The organism is Microbacterium sp. CCH5-D1, from assembly GCF_001557335.1.
GTDB classification, from domain to species: domain Bacteria; phylum Actinomycetota; class Actinomycetes; order Actinomycetales; family Microbacteriaceae; genus Microbacterium; species Microbacterium oxydans.
Window position 1 is genome coordinate 23,276 of sequence record NZ_LSJW01000206.1, and the last position, 24,579, is coordinate 47,854.

Annotated in this window: 23 protein-coding genes; 7 read left to right on the forward strand and 16 right to left on the reverse strand. The window is 69.2% G+C overall.

Annotated features, from left to right (window positions below; all coding sequences use genetic code 11):
• Positions 1 to 5 precede the first annotated feature (5 nt).
• Genes AX744_RS12315 through AX744_RS12330 form a run of 4 tightly spaced genes read right to left on the reverse strand, consistent with a single transcriptional unit; the run spans position 6 to position 4,644 of the window.
• Entirely contained in the window at positions 6 to 1,538 is a 1,533-nt protein-coding gene (locus AX744_RS12315; protein WP_061017161.1) for a glycoside hydrolase family 3 N-terminal domain-containing protein, read from the reverse strand.
• The gene (locus AX744_RS12320) at positions 1,535 to 2,368 is read right to left on the reverse strand and encodes a carbohydrate ABC transporter permease (RefSeq protein ID WP_017828171.1); all 834 of its coding nucleotides are present in this window, start codon (positions 2,366 to 2,368) and stop codon (positions 1,535 to 1,537) included. The genes AX744_RS12315 and AX744_RS12320 overlap by 4 nt, the downstream gene beginning before the upstream one ends.
• Positions 2,365 to 3,339 (reverse strand): carbohydrate ABC transporter permease, encoded by a 975-nt coding sequence (locus AX744_RS12325; protein ID WP_058630487.1) that lies wholly within the window; start codon positions 3,337 to 3,339, stop codon positions 2,365 to 2,367. Before AX744_RS12325 ends, AX744_RS12320 begins: the two co-directional genes overlap by 4 nt.
• A gap of 15 nt (positions 3,340 to 3,354) precedes the next feature.
• Entirely contained in the window at positions 3,355 to 4,644 is a 1,290-nt protein-coding gene (locus tag AX744_RS12330) for a sugar ABC transporter substrate-binding protein (RefSeq protein ID WP_061017163.1), read from the reverse strand.
• Between the two features lie 150 nt (positions 4,645 to 4,794).
• On the opposite strand from AX744_RS12330, the gene AX744_RS12335 reads away from it, so the two are divergent.
• The 4 genes from AX744_RS12335 to AX744_RS12350 all read left to right on the forward strand — a co-directional run bounded on the left by AX744_RS12335 (position 4,795) and on the right by AX744_RS12350 (position 8,183).
• On the forward strand, positions 4,795 to 6,066 hold the full coding sequence (locus AX744_RS12335) for an LCP family protein (protein WP_061017165.1): 1,272 nt from the start codon (positions 4,795 to 4,797) through the stop codon (positions 6,064 to 6,066).
• A gap of 37 nt (positions 6,067 to 6,103) precedes the next feature.
• Positions 6,104 to 6,964 (forward strand): spermidine synthase, encoded by an 861-nt coding sequence (locus AX744_RS12340; RefSeq protein WP_061017167.1) that lies wholly within the window; start codon positions 6,104 to 6,106, stop codon positions 6,962 to 6,964.
• Positions 6,965 to 7,120: 156 nt separating this feature from the next.
• A complete protein-coding gene (locus AX744_RS12345) occupies positions 7,121 to 7,648 on the forward strand; it encodes a hypothetical protein (RefSeq protein WP_046747335.1) in 528 nt (175 codons plus the stop codon).
• A 46-nt stretch (positions 7,649 to 7,694) separates the two neighbouring features.
• Entirely contained in the window at positions 7,695 to 8,183 is a 489-nt protein-coding gene (locus AX744_RS12350; protein WP_061017169.1) for a SprT-like domain-containing protein, read from the forward strand.
• Positions 8,184 to 8,190: 7 nt separating this feature from the next.
• On the opposite strand, the gene AX744_RS12355 is transcribed toward AX744_RS12350, so the two are convergent.
• From AX744_RS12355 to AX744_RS12405, 11 genes are all read right to left on the reverse strand, one after another.
• On the reverse strand, positions 8,191 to 8,613 hold the full coding sequence (locus tag AX744_RS12355; RefSeq protein ID WP_046747333.1) for a DUF3054 domain-containing protein: 423 nt from the start codon (positions 8,611 to 8,613) through the stop codon (positions 8,191 to 8,193).
• Positions 8,614 to 8,713: 100 nt separating this feature from the next.
• The gene (locus tag AX744_RS12360; protein ID WP_058630481.1) at positions 8,714 to 9,373 is read right to left on the reverse strand and encodes a 2-phosphosulfolactate phosphatase; all 660 of its coding nucleotides are present in this window, start codon (positions 9,371 to 9,373) and stop codon (positions 8,714 to 8,716) included.
• An 18-nt stretch (positions 9,374 to 9,391) separates the two neighbouring features.
• Positions 9,392 to 10,852: an ABC transporter permease gene (locus AX744_RS12365; RefSeq protein WP_061017170.1), complete on the reverse strand. Its 1,461-nt coding sequence runs from the start codon at positions 10,850 to 10,852 to the stop codon at positions 9,392 to 9,394.
• Positions 10,849 to 11,610 (reverse strand): ABC transporter ATP-binding protein, encoded by a 762-nt coding sequence (locus tag AX744_RS12370; RefSeq protein ID WP_046747330.1) that lies wholly within the window; start codon positions 11,608 to 11,610, stop codon positions 10,849 to 10,851. Before AX744_RS12370 ends, AX744_RS12365 begins: the two co-directional genes overlap by 4 nt.
• A 144-nt stretch (positions 11,611 to 11,754) precedes the next feature.
• Entirely contained in the window at positions 11,755 to 12,390 is a 636-nt protein-coding gene (locus AX744_RS12375) for a response regulator (RefSeq protein WP_061017172.1), read from the reverse strand.
• On the reverse strand, positions 12,387 to 13,565 hold the full coding sequence (locus tag AX744_RS12380) for a sensor histidine kinase (protein WP_058630478.1): 1,179 nt from the start codon (positions 13,563 to 13,565) through the stop codon (positions 12,387 to 12,389). The genes AX744_RS12375 and AX744_RS12380 overlap by 4 nt, the downstream gene beginning before the upstream one ends.
• Before the next feature lie 61 nt (positions 13,566 to 13,626).
• Positions 13,627 to 14,418, reverse strand: coding sequence for a class I SAM-dependent methyltransferase (locus tag AX744_RS12385; protein WP_046747327.1), 792 nt, complete (start codon positions 14,416 to 14,418; stop codon positions 13,627 to 13,629).
• Between the two features lie 44 nt (positions 14,419 to 14,462).
• Positions 14,463 to 15,617, reverse strand: coding sequence for an AMP-binding protein (locus AX744_RS12390; RefSeq protein ID WP_082738516.1), 1,155 nt, complete (start codon positions 15,615 to 15,617; stop codon positions 14,463 to 14,465).
• Between the two features lie 31 nt (positions 15,618 to 15,648).
• Positions 15,649 to 16,569: a 1,4-dihydroxy-2-naphthoyl-CoA synthase gene (locus AX744_RS12395; protein ID WP_046747434.1), complete on the reverse strand. Its 921-nt coding sequence runs from the start codon at positions 16,567 to 16,569 to the stop codon at positions 15,649 to 15,651.
• Between the two features lie 10 nt (positions 16,570 to 16,579).
• A complete protein-coding gene (locus tag AX744_RS12400; RefSeq protein WP_061017174.1) occupies positions 16,580 to 17,581 on the reverse strand; it encodes a permease prefix domain 1-containing protein in 1,002 nt (333 codons plus the stop codon).
• Position 17,582: 1 nt separating this feature from the next.
• Positions 17,583 to 17,915 carry a PadR family transcriptional regulator gene (locus tag AX744_RS12405; RefSeq protein ID WP_046747325.1) on the reverse strand — a complete coding sequence of 111 codons (333 nt, stop codon included), beginning with the start codon at positions 17,913 to 17,915 and terminating at the stop codon, positions 17,583 to 17,585.
• 107 nt (positions 17,916 to 18,022) lie between these two features.
• Here AX744_RS12405 and AX744_RS12410 point away from each other — a divergent pair, with 107 nt between their 5' ends.
• Complete coding sequence (locus tag AX744_RS12410) at positions 18,023 to 19,003, forward strand: o-succinylbenzoate synthase (RefSeq protein WP_061017176.1); 981 nt, start codon at positions 18,023 to 18,025, stop codon at positions 19,001 to 19,003.
• A 22-nt stretch (positions 19,004 to 19,025) separates the two neighbouring features.
• Here the strand turns inward: AX744_RS12410 and AX744_RS12415 are convergent, their stop codons facing one another.
• Positions 19,026 to 19,649, reverse strand: a complete 624-nt coding sequence (locus AX744_RS12415; protein ID WP_061017178.1) for a TetR/AcrR family transcriptional regulator — start codon at positions 19,647 to 19,649, stop codon at positions 19,026 to 19,028.
• Positions 19,650 to 19,780: 131 nt separating this feature from the next.
• Here AX744_RS12415 and AX744_RS12420 point away from each other — a divergent pair, with 131 nt between their 5' ends.
• Both AX744_RS12420 and AX744_RS12425 read left to right on the forward strand, forming a co-directional pair.
• On the forward strand, positions 19,781 to 22,585 hold the full coding sequence (locus tag AX744_RS12420) for an MMPL family transporter (protein ID WP_061017180.1): 2,805 nt from the start codon (positions 19,781 to 19,783) through the stop codon (positions 22,583 to 22,585).
• Positions 22,582 to 24,555, forward strand: a complete 1,974-nt coding sequence (locus tag AX744_RS12425) for a YhgE/Pip domain-containing protein (protein WP_061017182.1) — start codon at positions 22,582 to 22,584, stop codon at positions 24,553 to 24,555. Before AX744_RS12420 ends, AX744_RS12425 begins: the two co-directional genes overlap by 4 nt.
• The last annotated feature ends 24 nt before the right edge of the window (positions 24,556 to 24,579 follow it).

Genomic DNA, 24,579 nt, shown 5'->3' on the forward strand with positions numbered 1-24,579 from the left:
CTGTCTCAGCCGGCGCTGGTCATCCTCTGCTGCGCCGTGAAGCGTCCGAGGAGTGCTTCACGCGCCGTCTGGGCACCGAGCCTACTGGCTGCGGCGACCTCCACGGTCGGCAGGGGCAACGGCTGCGCCGTCGGAAGCCCCACGTTGACGACCACAGCGTGCGGATCGCGCACGGCAGCGCGTTCGACGAGTGCCCGCTGCGCGGCGTCGGTGTCCGGCCGGTCGATCAGGAGCACGGTCGTCGCGGAGGCTGTGGCCGCCGCGGCCGCCATCTCGTCGAGCACCCGGTCCTGCTCGGACAGCGGCGCGGACGCCACGTCGAGACGCACGCGCAGGCCCTCCTCCGCGAGCGCACTCGCGACGTACGAACCCGCGCTGTCGACCGCCAGTGTCGATCGGCGACGCGCATCGATGACCGCGAGCTCCGTCGACACCTCGGGAGTACCTCCGGAGATCGTCACCATTCGGCGCAGGATCCCGGCGGCGTCGAAGTCGCCTGTGGGCTCCTGCGTGGCTTCTGCCGCGGCCGCGGCGGAGCGGAGCTTGGTCGCGAGCGCAGCGACCCTGGCTGCTGCCTCCTCGACGCGCTCACGCGGGAGCGAGCCGTCGCGGAGAGCCGCGACGATCCCGTCTCTCGCCGCGCGGAAGTCCTGCTCGTCCTGGTCGGGCAGAGCCGCATCGCCCGGGTTGGTCGGGTTTCCGATGCAAAGGAGGTCGGCTCCGGCGGCGAGGGCCATGGCCGCTCCCCCGCCGAGTCCGACCGTCTCGCGGATGGCCGCCATGTCGAGAGCATCGGTGATGATGACGCCGTCGTAGCCCCAGTCGCGCAGCATGCCGAGCACACGCGGATTGAGGGTGGCCGGCTGCTCGCCCCAAGCCGGGACCACGATGTGGGCGGTCATGACGGCATCGACGCCCGCATCGATCGCCGCGCGGAACGGCTCCAGATGCACACGCTCGAACTCCTCGAGGTCGAGCGTAATCTCGGGAAGCGAGTGGTGCGAGTCCATGTGGGTGTCGCCGTGACCCGGGAAGTGCTTCACGCACGCCGCGACCGCGCCGTCCTGGATGCCGTCGATCGTCGCGACCACGTGCCGGGCGACGAGCGCCTCGTCGTCACCGAACGCGCGAACGCCGATGACCGGGTTGCGGGGGTCGGTGTTCACGTCGGCGACCGGACCGAGCACGACGTTGGCGCCGACCGCACGCACACGACGTGCCAACTCCGCTCCGGTCTCCTCCGAGGCGACGAGATCGTCGAGCAGGCCGAGCTGCGCGGCACCGGGAACCGTCGACCCGGTGGCGGACTCGAGCCGGGTGACGCTGCCGCCCTCCTCGTCGATGCCGATCAGGGCATTCGGGTTCGCGTCGAGGATCTGGGCGCTCAGCGCAGGCAGGCCCTCTCCGACGTTCTGCCCGAAGTACACGACTCCGGCCAGCCCTTCACGCAGTTCGTCGCGCAGCCACGCGGGCGCCTCGGTGCCGAAGAAGCCCGGCCACAGCACGCCGTTCGCGAGACGTTCGAGTTCGTCGGTCATCCCTTCACCGCTCCTGCCACCATGCCGGAGGCGAGCTTGCGCTGCACCAGCACGAAGAAGATCATGACGGGCACCGTGATGATGGTCGACGCGGCCATGATGCTGCCCCAGTCGTTGGAGTGCAGGCCGAAGAACGACTTCAGACCGATCGAGACCGTGTACTGGTCGGTCTGCGCACCCAGGATGGTCATCGCGAAGATGAACTCGTTCCATGCGGTGATGAAGCTGAAGATGCTCGTGGCGACGAGGCCCGGCATGACCAGCGGCAGCAGCACCGAGCGGAACATCCGCCACCAGCTCGCACCGTCGATGTAGGCGGCCTCTTCGAGCTCGACGGGAACGGCGGCGACGAAGCCGCGGAGCATCCAGATGCCGAAGGCGAGGGAGAGCGCGACGTAGACGACCATCAGGCCGAGGATGCTGTTGAGCAGACCGAGGCTCTTGACCTGCAGGAACAGCGGGATGACGAGCGCTTCGAGCGGCACCATCTGCACGATCAGGATCATCATCAGGATCGTGGTGCGGAACTTGAACTTGAAGCGCGCGACCGCGACCGCGGCGAGCAGGCACACCAGAGCGCTCACGAGCACCGTGACGAGGGCCACGATCGCCGAGTTGCGCAGGTATGTGCCGAAGCCACCGTCGGTGAGCACGAAGGCGAAGTTGTCCCACGTGAACTCCTGCGGGAGCAGCGACTGCCCACCGCTGGAGGCCTTGCCGTCGAACGCGCTGGAGACCATCCAGTAGACGGGGAACAGCGTGAAGATCAGGACCGCGGCGACCGCGATTCCGATTCCGATGCGGGAGCGGAGCCTCGGGCGCGGGTTCACAGCTCGTCCTCCTTCATGAGGGAGCGGATGTAGACGATCGTGATGCCGATCAGCACCAGCGTGAGCAGCACGGCGAGAGCCGCACCGAAGCCGTACCGGTTCTGGCCGAAGGACTCCACGTACGACCAGACGCCGAGGTTCAGCACCTGACGGTTGCCACCGCCACCACCGGGCATGAGGTACACCTGCGCGAAGACCTTGAAGTCCCAGATGGTGGAGAGGATGATCACGACCGAGAACACGGGCTTGAGCGTGGGGAAGATGATCTTCCAGAACCGGCGCCAGGCGCCCGCGCCGTCGAGCGCTGCGGCTTCGAGCATCTCCTTCGAGACGCCCAGCAGGCCGGCGAGCACCGTGATGGCGACGAACGGGAAGCCGTGGTGCACGACGTTGAGGAGCACGATGGCGTAGAACGACCACTGGTTCGTGAACCAGTTCACGGGATCGTCCATCAGGCCGAGGTCGCGCAGGACGGTGTTGAAGATGCCGCGGTCGGCATCGAAGATGAAGGTCCAGACATACGTGCCGGTCACCGCGGGCATCGCCCACGCGACCATGATGCAGCTGGAGACGATGACGCGCCAGGTGGTGCCCAGCCGCGCGAGCAGCAGCGCCACGAGCGTGCCGACGGCGACCGTGACGAACACGGCCACGGCGGCGAACCCGACGGTGTTCGGCAGCACCACCGTCCAGAGAGTCGGGTTGGTGAGCGCCTCGACGTAGTTGTCGAGACCGATCCAGTTGTTCTCCCCGGTGTTGATCTCGCGCAGACCGTAGTCCTGCAGCGAGTAGATGAACACCTGGATGAGCGGCCAGAGCATGAGCACCGCGAGGATGGCCAGCCCGGGCGCGAGAAGGAGCCAGGGGCGGGCCGCGACGATCGAGAGACCGCGTCGCTTCCGGCCGCCGGCCACGGGAGCGGAGGGGGACTCCGCTTCCGTGGCCGGCAGTGGCGCTTGCACCATCGACATGGAAGGAATGCTTCCTTACTTCTGGTTGAGGAGTTCGGTCATCTCGGCGGCGGCGTCCTTCGTCGCGGTCGCGACGTCCTTCTGCCCGCTGAGGATGGCCTGGATCATGGAGTTGGTCGTCTTCTTCGCCTGCACGGCGCCGAAGTTCGGGGTGACCGGGACGGATGCGCCACCGTCGACCATCTGCTCGGCGAACGGTGCGACCAGCGGGTCGGTCGAGGCCAGCGCCTCTTCCATCGCGGACTGGACGCCCGGGAAGTAGCCGGTCTCGTTCGACCACTGCTCGGCGAACTCGCCGGTGGTCATGAGCTTGACGAACTCCCACGCGAGGTCGGCGTTCTTGGTCGTGTTGAACACGGAGAGGTGTGATCCGCCGAGCACGGACGGAGCGATACCGCCGTCCTCACCCGGGATGACGGCTGCGCCGATCTTGCCCTCGAGGTCGGGGTTCGCCTCGATGAGCGACTTCGGCGTCCACGAGCCCGAGAGCATCATGGCGACGTTGCCCTGCGTGAACGCGTCACGGAGGTCGGTCTCCTTCCAGGTGGTGGCACCTGCGGAGGAGAAGCCGTGCTCGGTGGCGAGGCCCGTGTAGAACTCGATGCCCGCCTGCGACTCCTTGCTGTCGAGCTCGCTGGTCCAGGTCTTGCCGTCCTTCGTGGCGATCTCGCCGCCGGCGCCCCAGACCCAGGGGTAGACCTGGAACTCGGCGTCACCGGGAACCGGGAAGGGGAGCATGTCGGGCTTGGCCGCCTTGATGGCGTCACCCGCGGCGACGATGTCGTCCCACGTCTTCGGAGCCTCGAGACCGAGCTCCTCGAACACGTCGGCGCGGTAGACCAGCGAGCGGACGCCCGCGTACCACGGCATGCCGTACAGCTCGCCGTCGTAGGTGCCGGCGACTTCGAGGCCCTCGACGAGGTCGTCGCGGAGGCCCTTCTCGGCGTCGACGTACTCATCGAGCGGCTCGAGCGCGCCGGCGTCGGCGAACTCCGCGGTCCAGGTGGTGCCGGTCTCGGCGATGTCGGGGGTCGTGCCACCGGCGATGGAGGTCACGAAGCGGTCGTGGGCGTCGGCCCACTGGATCTCCTCGATCTTGACCGTCGCGCCGGTCTCCTTCTCGAAGGCGTCGGACACCTTGTCGTAGAAGGCGGAGGCGTCGGGGTTGGTGCCCTTCATGATCCAGACGGTGAGCTCCTGGCCCTTGCCGTCGGTGGAGCCGGTGTCGCTGCCGCCGGCGCAACCGGCGAGGGCGAGCGTGGCCACGGCGCCGAGCGCCACAGCCGAGAGAATGCGCTTGTGCATTGCGGGGATCTCCTCTTTGAAAAGTCCTGGCAAGCATCGGGTACTCACCGGGGGTTAGGAAAAAGTATCCACGACTAACTAATTACCTGCAAGTTCCTCTCACAATCGTCATGTGGCCGTAACATCAGGTTCCCCCGGTAGGCTCCCCGGATGGCTCGCCGCACTCCTGACAACGACCGCTCGACGGTCGCTCGCCACGCGACACGCCCCGCTCAGAAGCCCGCCAGAGGATTCCTGAAGATCGCCGGGATCTCCGTCGGTGTCATCCTCGTCGCCGCGATCGCGGTCGCCGCGTTCGTCGTCACCGACTACTTCAACCGCTTCAACGAGGGCGCCGTCGCGTTGGAGGATGCCCCCGAGGTGGAGCCGCCGTCCATCAGCGCCTACCCCGGGGAGTTCAGCATCCTCGTCCTCGGCACCGACGAATGCGGTGCCGTGTCGACGGGTCTGCTGGGCGAGCGCTGCTCGAAGGCCGACGGTAGGATCCTCAACGACGTGAACCTCCTGGTCCACGTCTCGGCGGAGCCGCGCAACGTCACCGTCGTCTCGCTTCCCCGCGACCTCATGATCCCGACGCCGGAGTGCACCAGAGAAGACGGATCGATCGCCTCGGAGACCCGCAAGACGCAGATCAACTCGATCTATCAGAACGCCGGGATGTCTTGCGTCGCGAAGACCGTCACCGAGCTCACCGGGATCGAGATCCCCTTCGCCGCCAAGATCGACTTCGACGGCGTGATGGAGGTGACCGACGCGATCGGCGGCGTCGAGGTGTGCATCGGCGGCGACGGCATCCGCGACCGGCACACCGCGCTCGACTGGGAGCCGGGTCTGCGCACCGTGTCGGGCTACGAGGCCCTGCAATTCATCCGCACGCGGCACGGCGTCGGCGATGAGAGCGACATGGCGCGCGTGTCGAACCAGCAGCAGTACATGTCCCGCCTCGTGAAGAAGATCATGAGCGACGAGGTGCTGTCCGACCCCGGCAAGGTGCTGGGGCTCGCCGACACCATCGTGGACAACATCGATCCGAGCGTCGAGCTGGGAAACCCCATCCGGCTCGCCCAGCTGGCCCTGTCGATCAAGGACGTGCCGTTCTCCGAGTTCGTGTTCCTCCAGTACCCGGTCTTCGCCGACCCCGACGACTCCGACCGCGTGATCCCGAACGAGCAGGCCGCCGCGACCATCTGGGACGCTCTGAAAGCGGGTCAGCCCGTGCAGCTCACCGGCGACGTCAGCAACAACGGGGGCGTCGAACTCGTCGAACCTGCGCCGGGCACGGAAGGCGAGGCTCCGGTGACGGATCCGCCGGCGACGGATGCTCCTGCCACGGACGCGCCGTCTCCCCGTGCGACGCTCGACTCGGCGATCTCCGGTCAGACGGTCGATCAGGAGACGTGTGCGAACGGCAAGCAGCGCTGAGCCGCTGAGACGCTGAGCAGCGCGTAGGCTCGTGCCCATGGGCCGGACGAGATCGCGCGACATCGAGCATCCCCAGGTCCGGCTGGACCACGGCGGCATCGCCGGCATCGTGCCCTCGGAGTTCACGAGCGGCTTCGAGCTCATCGTCGACGGCACCCCGCAGTCCCATGTCGACCTCGACGACCCGACGCACCTGCACTTCGAGTACATCGTCCGCATGGGCGCGGTCATCGATCAGCTCGCCCCCGGCCCCCTGACCGCCGTGCACCTCGGGGCCGGCGCGCTGACCGTACCGCGCTACATCGACGCGACGCGGCCCGGCTCACGTCAACAGGTGATCGAGCTCGAGGCTCCGCTCGCGCAGCTGGTGCGCGAACACCTCCCGTTGCCGAAGGGAGCGCCGATCCGGATCAGGATCGGCGATGCCCGCGAAGGAGTCGCCAAGCTGCCGAGCGCGCTCCGCGCGAGCTGCGACCTCGTCGTCTCCGATGTCTACTCGGGTGCGCAGACACCCGCGCATCTCACCAGCGTCGAGTTCTACCGGGAACTCGCAGAGCTGTTGGCCCCGGGCGGGGTGCTCCTCGTCAACGTCGCCGACGGGCCGGGACTCGCTTTCGCCCGCCGCCAGGCCGCGACGATCGCGGACGTGCTTCCGGAGGTCGGCATCCTGGCCGACACCCAGGTGCTCAAGGGCCGGCGCTTCGGGAATCTCGTCATCGCCGCCTCCGCCGCTCCCCTGCCGACGGAGTGGCTGCCGCGCATCCTGGCCGCGGGCCCCCATCCCGCCAAGATCGCTCAGGGCGCCGAAGTCGACGCCTTCATCCAGGGGGCGCGGATCGTGACAGATGCCGACGCCGTCGCCTCACCGCGGCCGGACGCCTCGCTGTTCCTGCGCTGACGCACCGCCCGCTCCCCGCGCGCGAGCGGCTCGGACGGCGCCCCCGGAAAGCGATGGCGGCGTGTCGAAATCAGGATGCGGCAGACCAGGGCGCGCCGTCGAGTGGACCCCGCGCACGGAAGGCAGACTGGGTGGGGACGCTGCGGAAGGAGAGCAATGAGTTTCATCCGGGGATACGACCAGGAGACCCTCCGCGAAAAGGTCGATCTCGATGAGTGCGAGGCCCGTCTCGCGGAGATCGATTCGCAGCGCAGCCTGCCCGCTCTGCTGGAGCGCGTGTGGCTGCTGAAGGTGCTCGACCGCCTCGATGAGGCGCTCGCGCTGGCGGACGAGACGGTGCGCCAGGCGCGCATGGCGGGGACTCGCAAGGACGTGCTTCGCGCACGAGTGCTGCATGCGACGATCCTGCAGTATCGGGGTGCGCACGCCGCAGCGGAACAGGAGCTCGCGACCTGCGCCGCCGAGGCCGAGGGCCAGCGGTGGCTGTCGATCGCGGCCTTCGCGTACCAGCACCATGGCAAGAACGCCTACGACGCCGGCGACTACGAGACCGCGCGCGAGAGCTTCAAGCAGTCGCTGTTCCTGCGTCGCGAGTCCGGGGCCGAAGACAGCGAGCTCGAGACCGCGCTCCTGGCGATCGAAGCGGTCGAGCGTCGGCGCCCGCCGCAGCTCATCCCCGGCTGAGGCCCGGCGCGGCCGCGATGTCACCGGCATGGCTTAGCCTGATCGCATGGCGGAACTTGACCGTGTGCGCGTCTGGGGCGAGGCACTGATCACGCTGCATCTCGACGACAGCTGGTCGTTCGGCTTCGACAATGCCAAGCGTCGGGCCGGTCAGTGCGACTACACGAAGAAGCGGATCACCGTGTCTCGCTACCTCGCCGCGCGCTTCGACGATGACGACATCCACCAGGTGCTGCTGCATGAGGTCGCGCACGCCCTCGCCGGCCACGAAGCCGCCCACGGACCGATCTGGAAGCGCGTCGCCCGCGACCTCGGCTACGTCGGCGGCACCACCCATCACGGCGAGACGGCGGTGGAGCTCGCGCCCTGGGTGGGCAGCTGCCCCGCCGGGCACGTCACGTACCGGCACCGCCGGCCCACGAGGCCGACGTCGTGTGCACGCTGCTCGCGCACATTCGACTCCCGGCACCTGTTCGCCTGGACCCGACGTGAGATCACGAGCGACGTGCGGCTCGCCGCGCAGCTCCCGCGCTGACCGCGACTCACCTGTCGGAGTCGTCGACGCCCTCCGTCTCGACCGGTGCGGATCCGTCGATGCTCTCCGCCGAGCTGCGCCGACGACGCACCAGCGCCGCGATCGCGCGCCAGCCGACCAGGAACACCCCCAGCACGAGCGTCGCGACGATGATGAAGGGCACCTCCGCCGTATCACCGCTCAGCACGCGGATGAGCATGCCACCGGCGACCGTCACGATCCAGACCACCGCGCCCCACAGCAATGACCAGGGGCGGCGGGGTCGACCAGGCAACAGGGCCGCGAGGGCGTGCCCCACCAGGAGGGCGATCAGGAACGGCCATGCCGTGAGGAGGAACCCTGCGGGGTTCTCGTCATGGGAGGCGCGACCGATCGCCGCGAAGATCAGCACGAGCACGACGTCGACGACGACAGCGGGAAGGTACCTCATGACACGACCCTACGTGTCCTCGCCCACACCGGCGCCTGCCCCGCGGCATCCGGCACACATCTGCGTGCCGGCAGGATCGCGCCGGACGGGCCAGGCGACATCACTCGAAGCGGGTGAACACCCCATCACGCAGCACGGGGACGACGTCGACCGCGTCGAGCACCGCCGCGTCGGCGACCGTGGTGGGTGTCAGTCCTGCTGCTTCGATGCGGGCCGTCGCCGCGACGCCGCCCGCGATCTCCCGCCCGGAACCGCTCGCCCCGACCATATGCCGCACGGCGGCGCGGAGTGCGTGGAACCCCTCGGCGGCGACCGCGGCGTCCGGGGCCGTGTGATCGATGCCCCGAGCCGAGAGCGCGGCGATGACCGCGCCCGCACCGAGCTGGTCTTCCACGGCGAACCGGAGAAGATCGTTCTCGTCGAGCTCGCCGGCCGCGATGACGGCGACGGAGGTGCGTGCCTGCCGACGCTCCTGGATGGTCTGCACCGCGCGAGCGACGGCGCCGGCGTTGCGGATGCTTCCCACGAGCACCGTCGATCCGCGGGAGGCCGCGACCGCGACCGCCGCGCCGTTGCGCGACCAGGTCTCCGCCTCGGCCACACCGACCTCGGCGCCGGACGCGACGGCGTCGACGACGATCGAGGAGAACCTCAGCACATCGACGACCACGACGACGTCGGCGCCGGCGAGCCGGTCGAGACCTGCTGTCCCCCAGTCGAGGCGGACCTGATACGTGGACTGATCGAACGGCGACGGCACCCGACCAGCCTAGAGGCGTCAGTCGGCTGCGAGAGCCTCGACCGGGGCCACCCTGGTCGCCAGTCGCGTCGGCGTCGCGGCCGCCACCAGCGTGAGCACCGCCGTCGCGACGACGATGATGACCACGGGAACCCACGGGATCTGGGGCGCGACGAGCCCCGCCGGCGTGAAGTCCGGCAACGTCGGCACCGAACCGAGCAGCGACTGCGCGGCGATCCAGCCGTACACGACCCCGAGCACGAGGCCCGTCAGAGTCGCCGCGACCGTGATGTGCGTGGCTTCGAGCAGCACCATCCGTCGCACCTGGCGATTCGACAGACCGATCGATCGCAGCAGTCCGAGCTCCCTGCGTCGCTGCACCACTCCGATCGTGAGGAGGTTCACGAGGCCGACAGCGGCGATCACCGCGGAGACGGCGACCAGCACCATCATCACCGCCGCGAAAGCGTCCATCGGGGCGAAGAACTCCGGAGGGACCTCTCCCGTCGACTGGCTCATCATCAGCGCCTTGGCCGATTCCAGGGCCACGGCGAACATCGTCACCAGGGTCACACCCATCACCACGCCGATCGCCATCCGCGACGAACGCTCGGGGTAGCGCAGCGCGTTCTCGGCGGCGAGGCGAGCGGTGGCGCTCGACCCGAACATCCGGCCGACCAGACGCAGCACGGGCGGCATGAACAGCACGGATCCGAGAGCGAGGCCGGTGAACGAGAGCACACCGCCGACGAACGCCACGACGACGCCGAGCGGCGTCATGAGCCCCACCAGAATCCCGCCGACCAGGAGCAGCGCACCGGCGATGAGCAGCACCCAGGCGCCGATGTGCCGGCCCGGCTTGCCGGAGACCTCGTCGAGGGTGCGCTCGACCGAACCGCCCAGCGACTGCAGCGGGGTCACCGCGAGCACGCGTCGGGAACCGGCCCAGGCCGCCGCCCATGTCGTGAGGGCCACGCCGATCGCCGGAAGCGCCACGAAGGGCTGAGCGAGGGAGAAATCGGACGGGGCATTGGTGATCAGCTGCCCGCCGATCTGCACTCCGACGGCCGCGAGCCCGATCCCGACCAGCAGACCGATCGCCGCTCCGAGGAGTCCGACGACGAGTCCCTGCCTGCCGACCTCGGCGCGCTGGGAGCGCGCGGTCGCACCGATCAGGCGCATGAGCGCGATCTGCCGCGTACGACCGGCGATGATCGTCGAGAAGGTGTTGGCGGTGACGATGGCCGCGACGTACATCGCGACGACGGTCAACAGGACGGAGAGCAGGGCGACGACGAAGGCGAGAGTCTCGCTGTCGCCGATGAACGGATCGTTCTGCAGCACGGCGCCGATGTAGGCGGTGATCTCCACGAGGAGCACGCCGAACGCCGCGGACAGTGCCGCGACCAGGATGCTGGCCCCCATCCCGCGGTCGCGCAACCACGCGAGTCGGGGTCCGGTCGCCCGAGTCTCGGGGACGACCGTGGCGACGGCGCTCATGCGGCCACCTCCGCGGCGAGCATGTAGGCCGAGATCTCCTCAGCGGTCTGACGGGGGTGGTCGGCGACGATGCGTCCGTCGCCGAGGTAGAGCACGCGGTCGGCGTGGCTGGCGGCGATCGCGTCGTGCGTGACCATCGCGATCGACTGCCCGTGCTCGCGGCTCGCGGTGGCGAGCAGGCGCAGCACCTCACGGCCGGTCTTCGAGTCGAGGTTGCCGGTGGGCTCATCGGCGAACACGAGGTCGGGTGCCGTGGCGAGGGCGCGGGCGATGGCGACACGCTGCTGCTGACCGCCGGACAACTGGTGCGGACGGTGGGAGAGCCGCGAGCCCAGGCCGAGCGTCTCGACGAGCCCGTCGATGCGCGCGCGCTCGATCGCACTCGGACGGCGACCGTCGAGCTCGAACGGGAGCATGATGTTGCCGAGGGTGTCGAGCGTCGGGACGAGGTTGAAGGCCTGGAAGATGAAGCCGACCCGGCGACGCCGCAGGATGGTGAGGTCGATGTCGCCCAGGCCGGTGATCTCGGTGTCGCCGATCCACGCGCGTCCCTCGGTCGGGCTGTCGAGTCCCGCCATGATGTGCATCAGGGTCGACTTGCCGGAACCCGAAGGCCCCATGATGGCGGTGAACTGCCCGCGGCGGATGCCCACGCTGACGTCGTCCAGTGCGTGGACGGTGCCCTCGCCGGAGCCGTAGGTCTTCTTCAGGTGCTGGACGCGGGCGGCGAGCCCCAGGTCGGTGGTCGTGATCTCCATGTCTCCGACGCTATTTCCGCCGCCCGTGGCTGGTCATCGCCCGCGGGGCGCATCGGCATACATCGCAAGGATGATCCCGTCACACCCAGGCGTGCGTCAGGCCAGACGTGCGTCAGGCGAGACGTGCGTCAGGGGATGTCTGCGTCAGGCGAGGCCGTGCTCGAAGGCGAACACCACGAGCTGCACCCGGTCGCGCAGCGCCAGCTTGCTGAGGATCCTGCTGATGTGCGTCTTCACCGTCGCCTCGCTCAGGTACTCCCGGCTCGCGATCTCGGCATTCGACAGCCCTCGGGCCGCGAGCGCGAAGATCTCCCTCTCCCGGTCCGTCAGGTCGGCATACTGCGGCGGAACGGGTTTGGGAGCCTCGGCGAAGTGCTCGAAGAGATCGCGGGTCGCCGAAGCAGCGATCACGCTCGACCCGGAGTGCACCGTGCGGATCGCCGCGAGCAGGAACTCGGGGTCGGCGTCCTTGAGGAGGAATCCGCTCGCGCCCTGCCGGATCGCCCTCGCCGCTGCCTCATCCAGATCGAACGTGGTGAGCATGACGACGCGCGGGGCATCAGGGCGGGCCAGGATCTCCGCAGTCGCCGTGAGCCCGTCCATCACCGGCATCCGGATGTCCATCATCACCACGTCGGGGCGGGTCGTGCGGACGACGTCGATCGCCTCCTGGCCGTTGCCGGCTTCGCCGACCACCTCGAGGTCGGGCTGTGACGCGATGAGCATCCGAATTCCGGCACGGAAGAGCGCCTGGTCGTCGACGAGCACGACTCTGATCATTCGGAGACTCCGATCGGGAGCGTGGCGTGGACGACGAACTGTGCCCCTCTGCGCTCGGCTTGCAGACTACCGCCGACGAGCTGCGCACGCTCACGCATGCCGATGAGCCCGTGTCCGCCGGGGACGGAGGTCGCCTCGCTCGCGACCGTGTTCCGCACATCGACGTCGACGCGGTCGGGAAGCCAGGCGATGTGCACGTCGACCGCGCCGTCTCCGTGGCGGATCGCGTTCGTGAGCGCCTCCTGGAGGATGCGGTACACGGCGAGCTGGATCGCGGCGGGCGGCTCCCCCGGCGGCATCGGATCCACGGTGACGCGCGGCTCGATCCCGGCCTGCCGCACCTGCGCGAACAGCGCCTCGAGGTCGGCGAGCGTCGGCTGCGGACCGTCGCCCTGTCGATGCCGCAACTGCGTGAGCAGCATCCGTACGTCGCTCAGAGCTCCGCGCGCGGTCTGGGCGATGGTGCCGAGAGCCTCGGTCGCCACTTCGGGCTGCACCGCGGCCGCGTACCTGGCACCGTCCGCCTGGGCGATCACCACGGCCAGCGAATGCGCGACGACGTCATGCATGTCGCGCGCGATGCGCACCCGTTCCTGCTCCTCGGCGGCGAGGGACTCGGCCTGCAGCTGGGCCGACCTCGTTCGGCGCGCGCGCAGCACGACACGCCACAGCAGGCCGCACACCCAGGCGAAGCCGAGCGCCATGACCGAGAGCACGAGGAGCAGCGTCCCCGTGGTGATCTTCTGCCATCCGTCGCCGGTTCCGAACGCCACACCGTTGACGATCACCATGAACACGGCGGCCACGAGACCGCCGAAGAGCGCTGAACCGAATCCCCACCAGAGCACCCGGCGCGTCCCCCAGGCGGAGGTCGCGTACAGCACCAGCAGGATCGCGACGTCGATCGGCAGCGGCCCGAAACCGGCGATCATCTGCAGCACGGCGCCGGCCCAGGCAGCGGCCAACGCCCATCCGGGCGCGAGCCGTCCGATGGCGACGGCGCCGGACATGAGCACGCTCGCGAAGACGAGGATCACGATCGCCGCGCCGCCGACGGCCGGGTTGTCCGTGACGGGCCCGTAGAACACCAGCGACATCGGTGCGAGCACGAGGAAGAGCAACGCCGCCCCGACGATGTCGAGGATCAGCGCGGTGCGGGAGAGCGGGCGGATCACTCCCCCACGCTACGCGAGCGTCTGCGCGTGGGCATCCGTCGAGGGATGTATCCGTGCCGGGTCAGGCGCGTGCGACGATCTCGCCGTGCGGCACCAGGTACCAGCCGTCGCCGTCATCGGCCCAGCGCTTCCAGGCGTCGCTGATCTCCTGTAGATCAGCGGGCGTCGCCATGTCGCTGTCGACGAGCTGCCGTGCGAGCGCGGATTCGAGGATGCGGTCGGCCCACATGCCGCCCCACCAAGCCCGCTCTTCCGGAGACGCGTAGCACCAGGTCGACGCCGTCGCCGAGATGTCGGTGAAGCCCGCAGCGCGTGCCCAGGCCAACAGCCGTCGTCCCGCATCCGGCTCTCCGCCGTTGGCCCTGGCCGCGGCGCGATACAGCGCGAGCCACCGGTCGAGCTCCGGCAGTACGGGGAACCACACGAAGCCCGCGTAGTCGGCATCGCGTGCGGCGACGACACCGCCCGGAACCGTGACGCGGCGCATCTCGCGCAGAGCCTGCACGGGGTCGCCGACGTGCTGGAGCACCTGGTGCGCGTGCACGACGTCGAAGGATTCGTCGGGAAAGCTCAGCGCGTGCACGTCTTCGACGGAGAACGACAGGTTCGTGAGGCCGCGATCGGCGGCGAGCCGCTCCGAGAGGGACAGGGCGTTCTCGTCGATCTCCGTCGCTGTCACGTGCGCCACGATGCCGGCGAAGTCGACCGTGATGCTCCCAGGACCTGCGCCCACGTCGAGAAGTCGTGTGCTGGCCCCGAGGTGCGGACGGAGGTACTCGGCGGAGTTCGCGATGTCGCGGACGTTGTGCGAGCGGAGGACGGTTTCGTGGTGTCCATGCGTGTACGAGGCCATGGGGTCAGTCTGGCAGAGCGCTTCGAGACCGGTCGTGGCACGCCTCAGCGCAGCTCGGCGACCATCCGTCGGAGGGACTCGCGGTCGGGCTTGCCCGAGGACAGCACGGCGATCTCGTCGACCACGATCAACCGTGCGGGCCTGGCATGCTTGCCGAGCTCTTCCTCGACCGCGTCCCGGGCGTGCGCGAGCTGCTCGGACTCGCTGCGCCGGAGCACCTCTCCCCGCGCCGCCACGATCACGGATGCCTCGCCCCACCGCTCATCCTCCACGCCGACCACCACGGCCTCGTGGAGACCGGGGACGCGGCGGACGACCCGCTCCACACGGTCGAGGGAGATGTTGATGCCGCCGGAGACGATCACGTTGTCGGCCCGGCCGTGCACGCGCACGGTGCCGTCTTCGACGAGGCCGAGGTCGCCGGTGCGGTACCAGCGGATGCCGTGCTCATCACGCACGAAGGTGCGCGCGGTCAGTGCCGCATCTCCCAGGTATCCTTCGGCGAGCATGGGCCCGGCGATGCGCAGCTCTCCGTCCACCGTGCGGACGCCGACCGTGTCGAGCGGTACGCCGTCGTAGACGCATCCCCCGCTGGTCTCGGTCGAACCGTACGTGCGCACCAGTCGCACCCCGAGGTCGGCTGCTCGCTGGCGCAGCGGCTCGGGAAGAGACTGGCCGCCCACGAGGATCGCACGATACGCCGTCAAGGCCGCACGGACCGACGTCTCGTCCGCGGCGTCGAGCAGCGTCGAGACCTGGGCGGGCACGAGCGAGGTGTACAGGTCGGGCATCCCCGTGCTCGACGACGGCCGCATCATCTCGTACGTCGCCTCGGCGAAGACCTGCGGCGAGAATCGCCCCTCGATCCGTGTGGGCTGCGTACCCGCGAGGATCGACCGCACGAGCACCTGGAGCCCGGCGACGTAGCCGGCGGGCAGTGCGAGCAGCCAGCGGCCGCTGCCGATCCGTGCCGCCGTCGCCTCTGCGCTCGCCCTCAGCGCCTCACCGCTCAGGGCGACGCGCTTCGGGATGCCGCTCGATCCCGACGTCGCGATCACCGCCGCGAGTCCGTCCGCCACGTTCTCCGGGGCATCGGCCACCATCCCCAGCCCCAGAGCGGGGCCGCCGTCGAGCGCCCGCTGCAGGGCCTCCCGCAGCAGAAGCGGGTCTTCGGCATCTGTGGGGATCAGGGCGGTCATGCGTGTCTCCGACTCTGTGGGACCGGCGGACTCAGTAGTGCCAGGGGAAGGACGACCAGTCGGGGTCGCGCTTCTCGAGGAAGGAGTCGCGCCCCTCGACGGCCTCGTCGGTGCCGTAGGCGAGGCGAGTGGCCTCGCCGGCGAAGACCTGCTGGCCGACGAGACCGTCATCGACCGCGTTGAAGGCGAACTTCAGCATCCGGATGGCGGTCGGGGACTTGGTCAACACGGTGCGCGCCATCTTCAGCGCCTCGCGTTCGAGGTCGACGTGCGGCACGACGCGGTTGACCGCACCGGCCTCGTACGCGCGCTGTGCGGAGTACTCCTCCGCCAGGAAGAACACCTCTCTGGCGAACTTCTGTCCGGTCTGACGCGCCATGTATGCAGAGCCGTATCCGGCGTCGAAGCTGCCGACGTCCGCATCCGTCTGCTTGAAACGCGCCTCTTCCGCCGAGGCGATCGTGAGGTCGCACACCACATGCAGGGAGTGGCCGCCGCCGGCCGCCCACCCCGGCACCACCGCGATGACGACCTTCGGCATGAAGCGGATGAGCCGCTGCACCTCGAGGATGTGGAGTCGACCGACCGCCGCGCGGCTCGCCCCGTCGACGATCGCCGTCTCGGCGTCGGAGTACTTGTATCCATCGCGACCGCGGATGCGCTGGTCGCCACCGGAGCAGAACGCCCAGCCGCCGTCCTTCGGGCTCGGTCCGTTTCCCGTGAGCAGCACCGCACCGATGCGCGCATCCTGTCGGGCGATGTCGAGGGCACGGTAGAGCTCGTCGACCGTGTGCGGACGGAAGGCGTTGCGCACCTCCGGCCGGTTGAAGGCGATGCGCGCGACTCCGCCGTCCCGCGAGACATGCGCGGTGATGTCGGTGTAGTCCTCGGCGCCGGGCGCGAGCACCCATTCGGCCGGGTCGAACAGGTCGGAGACGAAGGCATCGGTCACGGCATCCACCCTATTCCTGTTGCTCCGGTCGTCTGTTCGCGCGGGCGGTCTTGAGCCAGCCGTCGACGATGTCCCACCCGACCCCGATCGCGACGCCGAATCCGAGCAGCACGGCGAGGATCCTGAACACCCCGCCTTCGTCGGCCGATTCCGCCTGACCGGCGGCGAAACCCTCGCCACCGGCCGTCGCGATCTGTGCGAGGAACTCGGGGTTCACGACCTGATCCGTCAGCAGCAGGATCACGACCCAGGCGAGGAAGGCCAGGGCCAGCACCGTGTTCGCCACGGCGAGACCGATGCTCCATCGCCGCCGCCGGTGGAGCACCAAGGCGAACACGACCTCCGCCGCGATCAGCACGAATAGAACGCCGATCCCCCACGGCCACAGCTGGGGGTTCAGGATCGGCAGCGCCTCACCGTCCACCTGGACGAAACCGCGGAAGCGGTCCCAGAACAGCGCTCCGACACTGATGCCGAGGAACACCAGCGAGGCGATCAGCTCGCTGCGGCCCACCCCGTCGTCGGTCGGCTCGGGAAGCTGATCGACATCCCATCTCACCCCGGTGTCGGTACCGGCTCGCTCCAGGATCACGAAGACCAGGGTGGTCCAGAAGCACAGGTGGAGAATCGTGCCGCCGGTCGCGAGGAGCGACGTGGACATGATCTCCCCGATCGGGGCCGCGGAGATCGTCAGGCCCAGCGCGACGGCGGCGAAAACGCTGACAGGGACGAACTTGAGCAGCAGGATCAGCAGACGCCACCAGGTGAGGTAGTAACGGGGCCCGATCAGGTACAGGGGGCGGTCGGCATAGCCTGCCGCGAGAGCGCCGGGATCGCCGAGCTCGGTGAGTACCGCGCGTTCGGCATCCTCGGGCGCTTCTCCCTGCTCCACGCGCGCCTCGACCGCGTCGGCGATGGAGGCTTCGAGCTCGGCACGGACATCCGCCTGCGCTTCCGGCGGCAGACTGCGGATCGTGGCGCTGACGTAGCGTTCGGTGAGAGTGGTGGTCATGTCAGTTCTCCTCTGAGGTGAGGGACGCGATCGCCGCCGTGAGCGACCGCCATTCGTCGGTGAGGGCGTCGGCGAGGCGGACGCCGGCTTCCGAGGTCCGGTAGAACTTGCGGGGACGCGCCTCGTCGGTGTTCCACTCGCTCGTGAGGTACTCCTGCTTCTCCAGACGGCGCAGCAGCGGGTACAGGGTGTTCGCATCGGTGGCGAAACCGCGCTGCTCGAGCATCTCCAACAGCGCGTAGCCGTATCCCGGCGAGCGCAGCAGCTGCAGGCAGGCGAGCACCACGGTGCCGCGCCGCAGTTCCTGCAGGTGGATGTCGAGCGTTTCGTTCATGCCCGTCACATTACTGTGTGTCGCACACTATCGTCAACCGCACACCGAAATGAGACTCACCCCTCCACGGGCCACGCCCGCAGGGCGACTCGGAGCAGAATGGGCACATGATCCCGCCGCTCGCAGACCTGCTCGACTCGGCCAGGGTCGTCGCCCTCCCCATGCACAGCCGCTTCCGTGGCGTCGACACACGGGAGGCACTGCTCTTCGAGGGGCCGGAAGGCTGGGCGGAGTTCTCCCCGTTCGTGGAGTACGACGACGTGGAGGCGGCGACCTGGCTGGCTGCCGCGATCGACTTCGCCTGGAATCGTCAGCCGACCACGCTGCGGGATCGCATCGGCGTCAACGCCACGGTTCCGGCCATCGAGGCGTCACTGGTGCCCGAGCTGCTGGCGCGCTTCGCCGGCTGCCGCACGGCCAAGGTGAAGGTCGCCGAACCAGGGCAGACGCTCGCCGACGATGTCGCGAGAGTCCGGGCGGCGCGGGAGACGATGGGTCCGGAGGGCCGCATCCGCATCGACGCGAACGGCGCCTGGAACGTCGACGAGGCCGAGCACGCGGTGCACGCCCTCGGCGAGTGCGACCTCGAGTACGTGGAGCAGCCGTGCGCGACGGTTCCCGAACTGGCGGAGCTCCGAAGACGCGTGAAGTACATGGGCATCCCCGTCGCCGCCGACGAGAGCGTCCGCAAGTCGTCCGACCCCCTCGCGGTCGCCCGCGCCGGAGCCGCCGACCTGCTCGTGATCAAGGCGCAGCCCCTCGGCGGGATCACGCACGCCCTGCAGATCGTCACCGCCGCCGGCCTTCCCGTCGTGGTCTCGAGCGCGCTGGACACGGCCATCGGCCTGTCCCAGGGTGCCGCCCTCGCCGCCGCGCTCCCGACGCTCGACTACGACTGCGGGCTCGGAACGGCTTCCCTGTTCCTGGACGACGTGGCAGATCTTCGCCCGGTCGACGGCTCGATCCCCGTCGGCCGCGTGACGCCGGACGCGGAGTCGCTCAGCCGGCTGGCGGCGCCCGACGAGCGTCGCGAATGGTGGCTCGCCCGGCTCGCCCGCTGTTACGGCGAGCTGTCCACGCCGGGCTGAATCCGCGGAACCAAAGCCCGGCCTACGACTCGATGAGCAGCTGCACCAGGCGCCCGAGTTCTTCGCCACCGGAGTGCCGGAGCTGGGCATCGTCCTGTCCGGCCATCGCCCCGCGCACGGTCATGCCCTCCCAGATGATCATGAGCATGCGGGCGGCGACCACCGGGGGCAGTCGCAGACGCAGCAGACCGGCCGCGACGATGTCGTCGACGATCTGGGCGATGCTGGCGACCATCTCCCGCTCCTGCGCGAGGTACGCCTCGCCGAACTTCGCGTCGCGCAGCGCACGGATACGGATCTCGCTGAGCAGCATGACGCCGAGCCTGTCGTCGCCGCCGAGCTCCATGATCTGCTGCACGAGCTCGATCGGATCGCAGCCTTCCACCAGGGCACCGGCGGCCGTCAGCTCCTCCACACGGGTGCGCACGGCGTTCACGCGCACCTCGGAGACGCTGGCGGCGAGCATGAGGAACAGCTCATCCTTGGACTCGAAGTTCGAGTAGAACGCGCCGCGCGTGAATCCGGCGCGTTCGCACACCGCCTCGACCGACGCTCCATCGAGCCCGACCTCGGCGAAGACCTGCGCCGCGGCTTCCAGCAGGCGAGCGCGCGTGTTCTCGCGGCTGCGGGTTGCGGGTGTCGACATCGAAACCTCCTAGCCCTTCACTCTCGCATGATTCACACCCCGCACACAGGCTTGGCCGGGCGGGTCACCTTACGATACATCTATGTATTGGATACACCTGTGTATCCACCCCGCACCCCTCGGAGGAACGCGTGTCCACACTCCTGTCCTCGCTCGGACGCTGGTCGTTCCGGCACCCGTGGCGAGTCCTCGTGTCCTGGCTGCTTGCACTCGGCATCGCCGGCGCCGGAGCACTCGTGCTGGGAGCGGGAACCGACAACACGTTCTCCATCCCCGGTACCGAGTCGCAGGCGGGGCTCGAGCAGCTCTCGCGCTCGTTCCCGCAGGTGAGCGGCACCAATGCGCAGTTCATCGTGGTCGCCGCCGACGGCGACAAGATCACGGACGCCGAGTACCAGGACGACATCGAGGGCGCGGTCGATGAGCTCGGCGACCTCGACGGCGTGCTCGCTGCCACCTCGCCGTACGACGAGATGGTCAAGGGCATGATCAACGACGACGACACCGCCGCCATCGTGCGCGTGCAGTTCGACGGCGAATCCACTGACGTCTCCGAGGAGACGAAGGATGCGCTGCGCACGGTCGTGAGCGACCTGGGAGCCGAACTCCCGACAGGGTCCCAGACCTCGCTCGGCGGAGATCTGTTCGCGATCTCGATCCCTGGCGTCACGCTCACCGAAGCCGTCGGACTGCTCATCGCCCTGCTGGTGCTGATCGTCACGTTCCGCTCATTCGTCGTGGCCGGCCTCCCCCTGCTCACCGCGATCCTCGGTGTCGGCATCTCGATGGCCGGCATCTTCACCGCGACCGCGTTCGCCACCGTATCGTCCACCACCCCGCTGCTGGCTCTCATGCTCGGGCTCGCGGTGGGTATCGACTACGCACTGTTCATCATGGCGAGACATCAGGACCAGGTGCGCGACGGCGTCGACCCGGAGGAGTCGGCCTCCCGCGCTGTCGGCACCGCCGGATCCGCCGTCGTGTTCGCCGGTGTCACCGTGCTCATCGCCCTGATCGGCCTCGGCTTCGCCGGCATCCCGTTCCTGACGACCATGGGTATCGCCGCCTCCGCCGCCGTGGCCGTCGCCGTCGCTATCGCCGTCACCCTCACTCCCGCCCTGCTCGGCTTCATGAAGGGCAGGGTCGTCGGGCGCCCGAAGAAGGTCAGGACCCCGAAGACGAACAAGACCGCCGCCGGTCAGGCGGACGATTCCGTGCCCTCGAAGCCGGTCGTCCCGGTGAAGGGCAGCGCCCGGTGGGTCGGCGGCGTCATGAAGCACCCCGTGCTGGTGTCGATCGCAGTGGTGCTCGGACTCGGGATCGTCGCCGTCCCCGCGCTCAGCCTCGACCTCGCTCTGCCGAACGCCGGCGTGCTACCCAAGGACAACGAGGCACGGCAGACCTACGACCTCGTCGGCGAGGAGTTCGGCCCCGGCTTCAACGGTCCGATGATCCTGACGGGCACGATCGTCACCTCCACCGATCCGCTGACGCTGATGGAGGACCTCGGCGACGCGGTCGCGAAGGTCCCCGGCGTCAAGGAGGTCGCCCTCGCGACCCCGAACGAGACCGCAGACACCGGGATCGTGCAGATCGTGCCGGAGACCGCGCCCGACGACCCCGCGACCGCCGACCTCGTGCGCGAGCTGCGCAGCCACCACGATGAATGGCTCGACGAGTTCGGCATCGACCTCAAAGTCACCGGCTTCACGGCCGTCGGCATCGACATCTCCGACCAGCTCGGCAACGCGCTGCTGCCCTTCGGCATCTTCGTGATCGGCCTCTCGCTCATCCTGCTGACCATCGTGTTCCGATCCCTCTGGGTGCCGATCACCGCCGCCATCGGCTATCTGTTGTCGATCGTGGCCGCTTTCGGTGTGGTCGGCGCCGTGTTCGAGTGGGGCTGGTTCGCCGATCTGCTGCATGTCGCCAAGGTGGGACCGATCATCAGCTTCATGCCGATCATCCTGATGGGCGTGCTGTTCGGCCTCGCCATGGACTACCAGGTGTTCCTCGTCTCCCGCATGCGCGAGGACTTCGTGCACGACAAGGACGCGAAGAGTCCCGACCGCGCCACCCGCAGGGCCGCTGCCCTCCGCGCCGTGCGCAGCGGCTTCACCGGCTCGGCGAAGGTCGTCACGGCGGCAGGACTCATCATGTTCGCGGTGTTCGTGGCCTTCGTCCCTGAGGGCGACTCGTCGCTCAAGCCCATCGCACTCGGCCTCGCCGCCGGCATCGCGTTCGATGCCTTCCTGGTGCGGATGACGCTGATCCCCGCCCTCATGGCCATCCTGGGCGAGCGCGCCTGGGAGCTCCCGCGCTGGCTGGAGAAGATCCTCCCCCGCATCGACGTCGAGGGCGAGGCCGTCGAACGGGAACGCCACTTGGCCGCGTGGCCGGGCGACGGATCGGTCGTCGCCGCCGACGACCTCGAGATCAGCGCGGATGCGCCGCTGATCGAGAACCTGTCGATGCGGATCCCGGAGGGCGGTGCCCTCTTCGCGACCGGTGGCGACCACCGCAGCCGCCGCGCACTGGCTCTGACGATCGCGGGACGTCTGACCCCGACGGAGGGACGACTCAGGGTTGCGGGGCACCTCCTCCCCGGCCGCGCCGCCTGGGTGCGCGCACATGTCGGTTGCGTGCTGATCGACGATGCCGACACAGGGCTCGACGATCTCGCAGAAGCCCTGCGCGGAAAGTCATCCATCGTCGTGATCGACGGGATCGACCGGCTGAGCGGCGGGCAGCGCGACCAGGCGACGGCGATGCTCCGCGATGCTGCAGCGACCCGCACGATCGCGGTCTTCACCACCGCATCCGATGCCGACTCGGCACGGACGACTCTCGCCGAGGCCGGATGGCCAGACGCCCAGACACTCGACACGCGCGCCCCTCGCCGGAGCGCCGCAGAATCCACCGAGGTGACCGCATGACCCTCCCCATCGAGCGCGCGCGCTCCCGCAAGCCCATCACGTGGCTGACCATCCTCGGCGTGCTGCTGCTGCCGGCGGCGGTCGGCGGCATCCTGGTCGCGGCACTGCAGAACCCGACCGAGCGGCTGGACTCGATGACCGCGGCGATCGTCAATCTCGACGAGCCCGTGACCATCGACGGCCAGATGACCCCGCTCGGACGTCAGCTCGCCTCGGGCCTCGTCGAGGGATCGGACGACCTCGATTCGAACCTCACGTGGGTGATCTCGAACAAGGACGACGCCGCTGACGGACTCGCCGACGGCTCTTATCAGGCCGTCATCACGATTCCCGAGGACTTCTCGTCCGCCGCCACCTCGGCCGGGACCGCGATCTCCGACGGCGGAGGGAAGGCGGAGAAGGCCACCATCGAGGTGACGACCCCGAAGGACGGACTCGTCGCCGACGACCTCATCACGGGCCAGATCGCCGACGTCGCCGCTTCGACCATGGGCACGATGCTCTCCGAGGCGACGACCGAGAACATCCTGGTCGGCTTCACCACGATCGGCGACCAGATCGGCGAGGCCGCAGATGGTGCCGTCAAGCTCGCGAACGGAGCACGCGACGCCGCCACCGGAGCCGCGGCGATCCCGGACGGTGCGGCGAAACTCGCCTCCGGCGCGGGTGAGCTCAGCACGGGTGCGTCCTCACTCGCCTCGGGGCTCGACACGATCGCGGGCAAGACCCGTGAAGCTGCGGCGGGTGCGGGACAGATCGGGTCCGGGCTGGCGGCTGGTGGTGCGGAGCTGCAGCAGAACGTCGGCGGGGTTCAGAAGCTGGTCGGGGCCGTGCAAGGCGCTTCCGCATCGGCGCAATCGGCAGCGACCGGCTCGGTAGCGCTCGCGCAGCGTCTGGGCGGCCTGGCTCAGCAGGCATGCACACCTCCGGTCACCGACCAAGCGCAGTGCGATCTGTACTCGTCGCTTGCAACAGACGCCGGAGCTGTCGCGAAAGACGCCGGCACGGCATCGGGCATCCTCACCAACGACGAAGTCGCCGGTGGTGTCGCAGCCCTCCCTGGCACCTTCAGCACTCTGGCGTCCAGCATGTCCCAGGCCGGCGCTGGCGCCACGCAGCTGTCCTCCGGCCTCACCCAGCTCGCCGACCAGGGTATCGGGGCATCCGCCTCTGGCGCGCGCAGCCTCGCATCCGGTGCGACCCAGCTCTCCGGCGGCGCGACCGCTCTAGCCGACGGCGCGACCGAGCTCACGACCGGACTCGACACGCTGGCGACCGGCACGGGCGACCTCGCGGGCGGGCTGCGCACGGCATCCGACTCGCTCCCCTCGTTCAGCGACACCGAGTCGAAGTCGCTCGCCTCGGTGATCGCCGACCCGGTGTCGTCGAACTCGTCGGTGGACACGATCTTCGGCCCCACCGCGATCCCGCTGCTCGCCGCGGTCGTGCTCTGGTTCGGTGGACTCGCGACGTTCGTCGTGATGCGCGCCCACACCGCTCGCACGCTCACCTCTCGACGGTCTTCGGCGGGTCTGACTCTGCGCGCGTTCGCTCCGGCGGCGCTGATCGGTGCCGGTCAGGGTCTGCTCGTGTCGTTGATCGTGCAGATCGTGGCGAGCTACGACGCGGGCACCTGGTGGGCCTTCGCGGGCACAGCGGTCCTCGCCGGAGTGGTGTTCGCCGCCGTCAACCAGGCTCTCGTCGCGGTGTTCGGCGGCGTCGGTCGCTGGATCTCGGCCCTGGTGGGAGTGCTCGCCGTAGCGACGGGCCTGATCTCGACCGTGCCGGACTGGCTCGCCGGCATCGGTGCGGCACTTCCGACGGCCCCGGCCTTCGCAGGGCTCATCTCGGCCAGTGGTTCGGCCGTCGCCGCGCTGGTCGTCTGGGGCGTGCTGTCACTCGTGGCCACCACGCTCGCCGTGACGCTGCGACGCACCACCTCGGCCAAGGCGGTCCTCGCCACCACCTGACTCCCTCCCTGCCCTGCCCCCTGC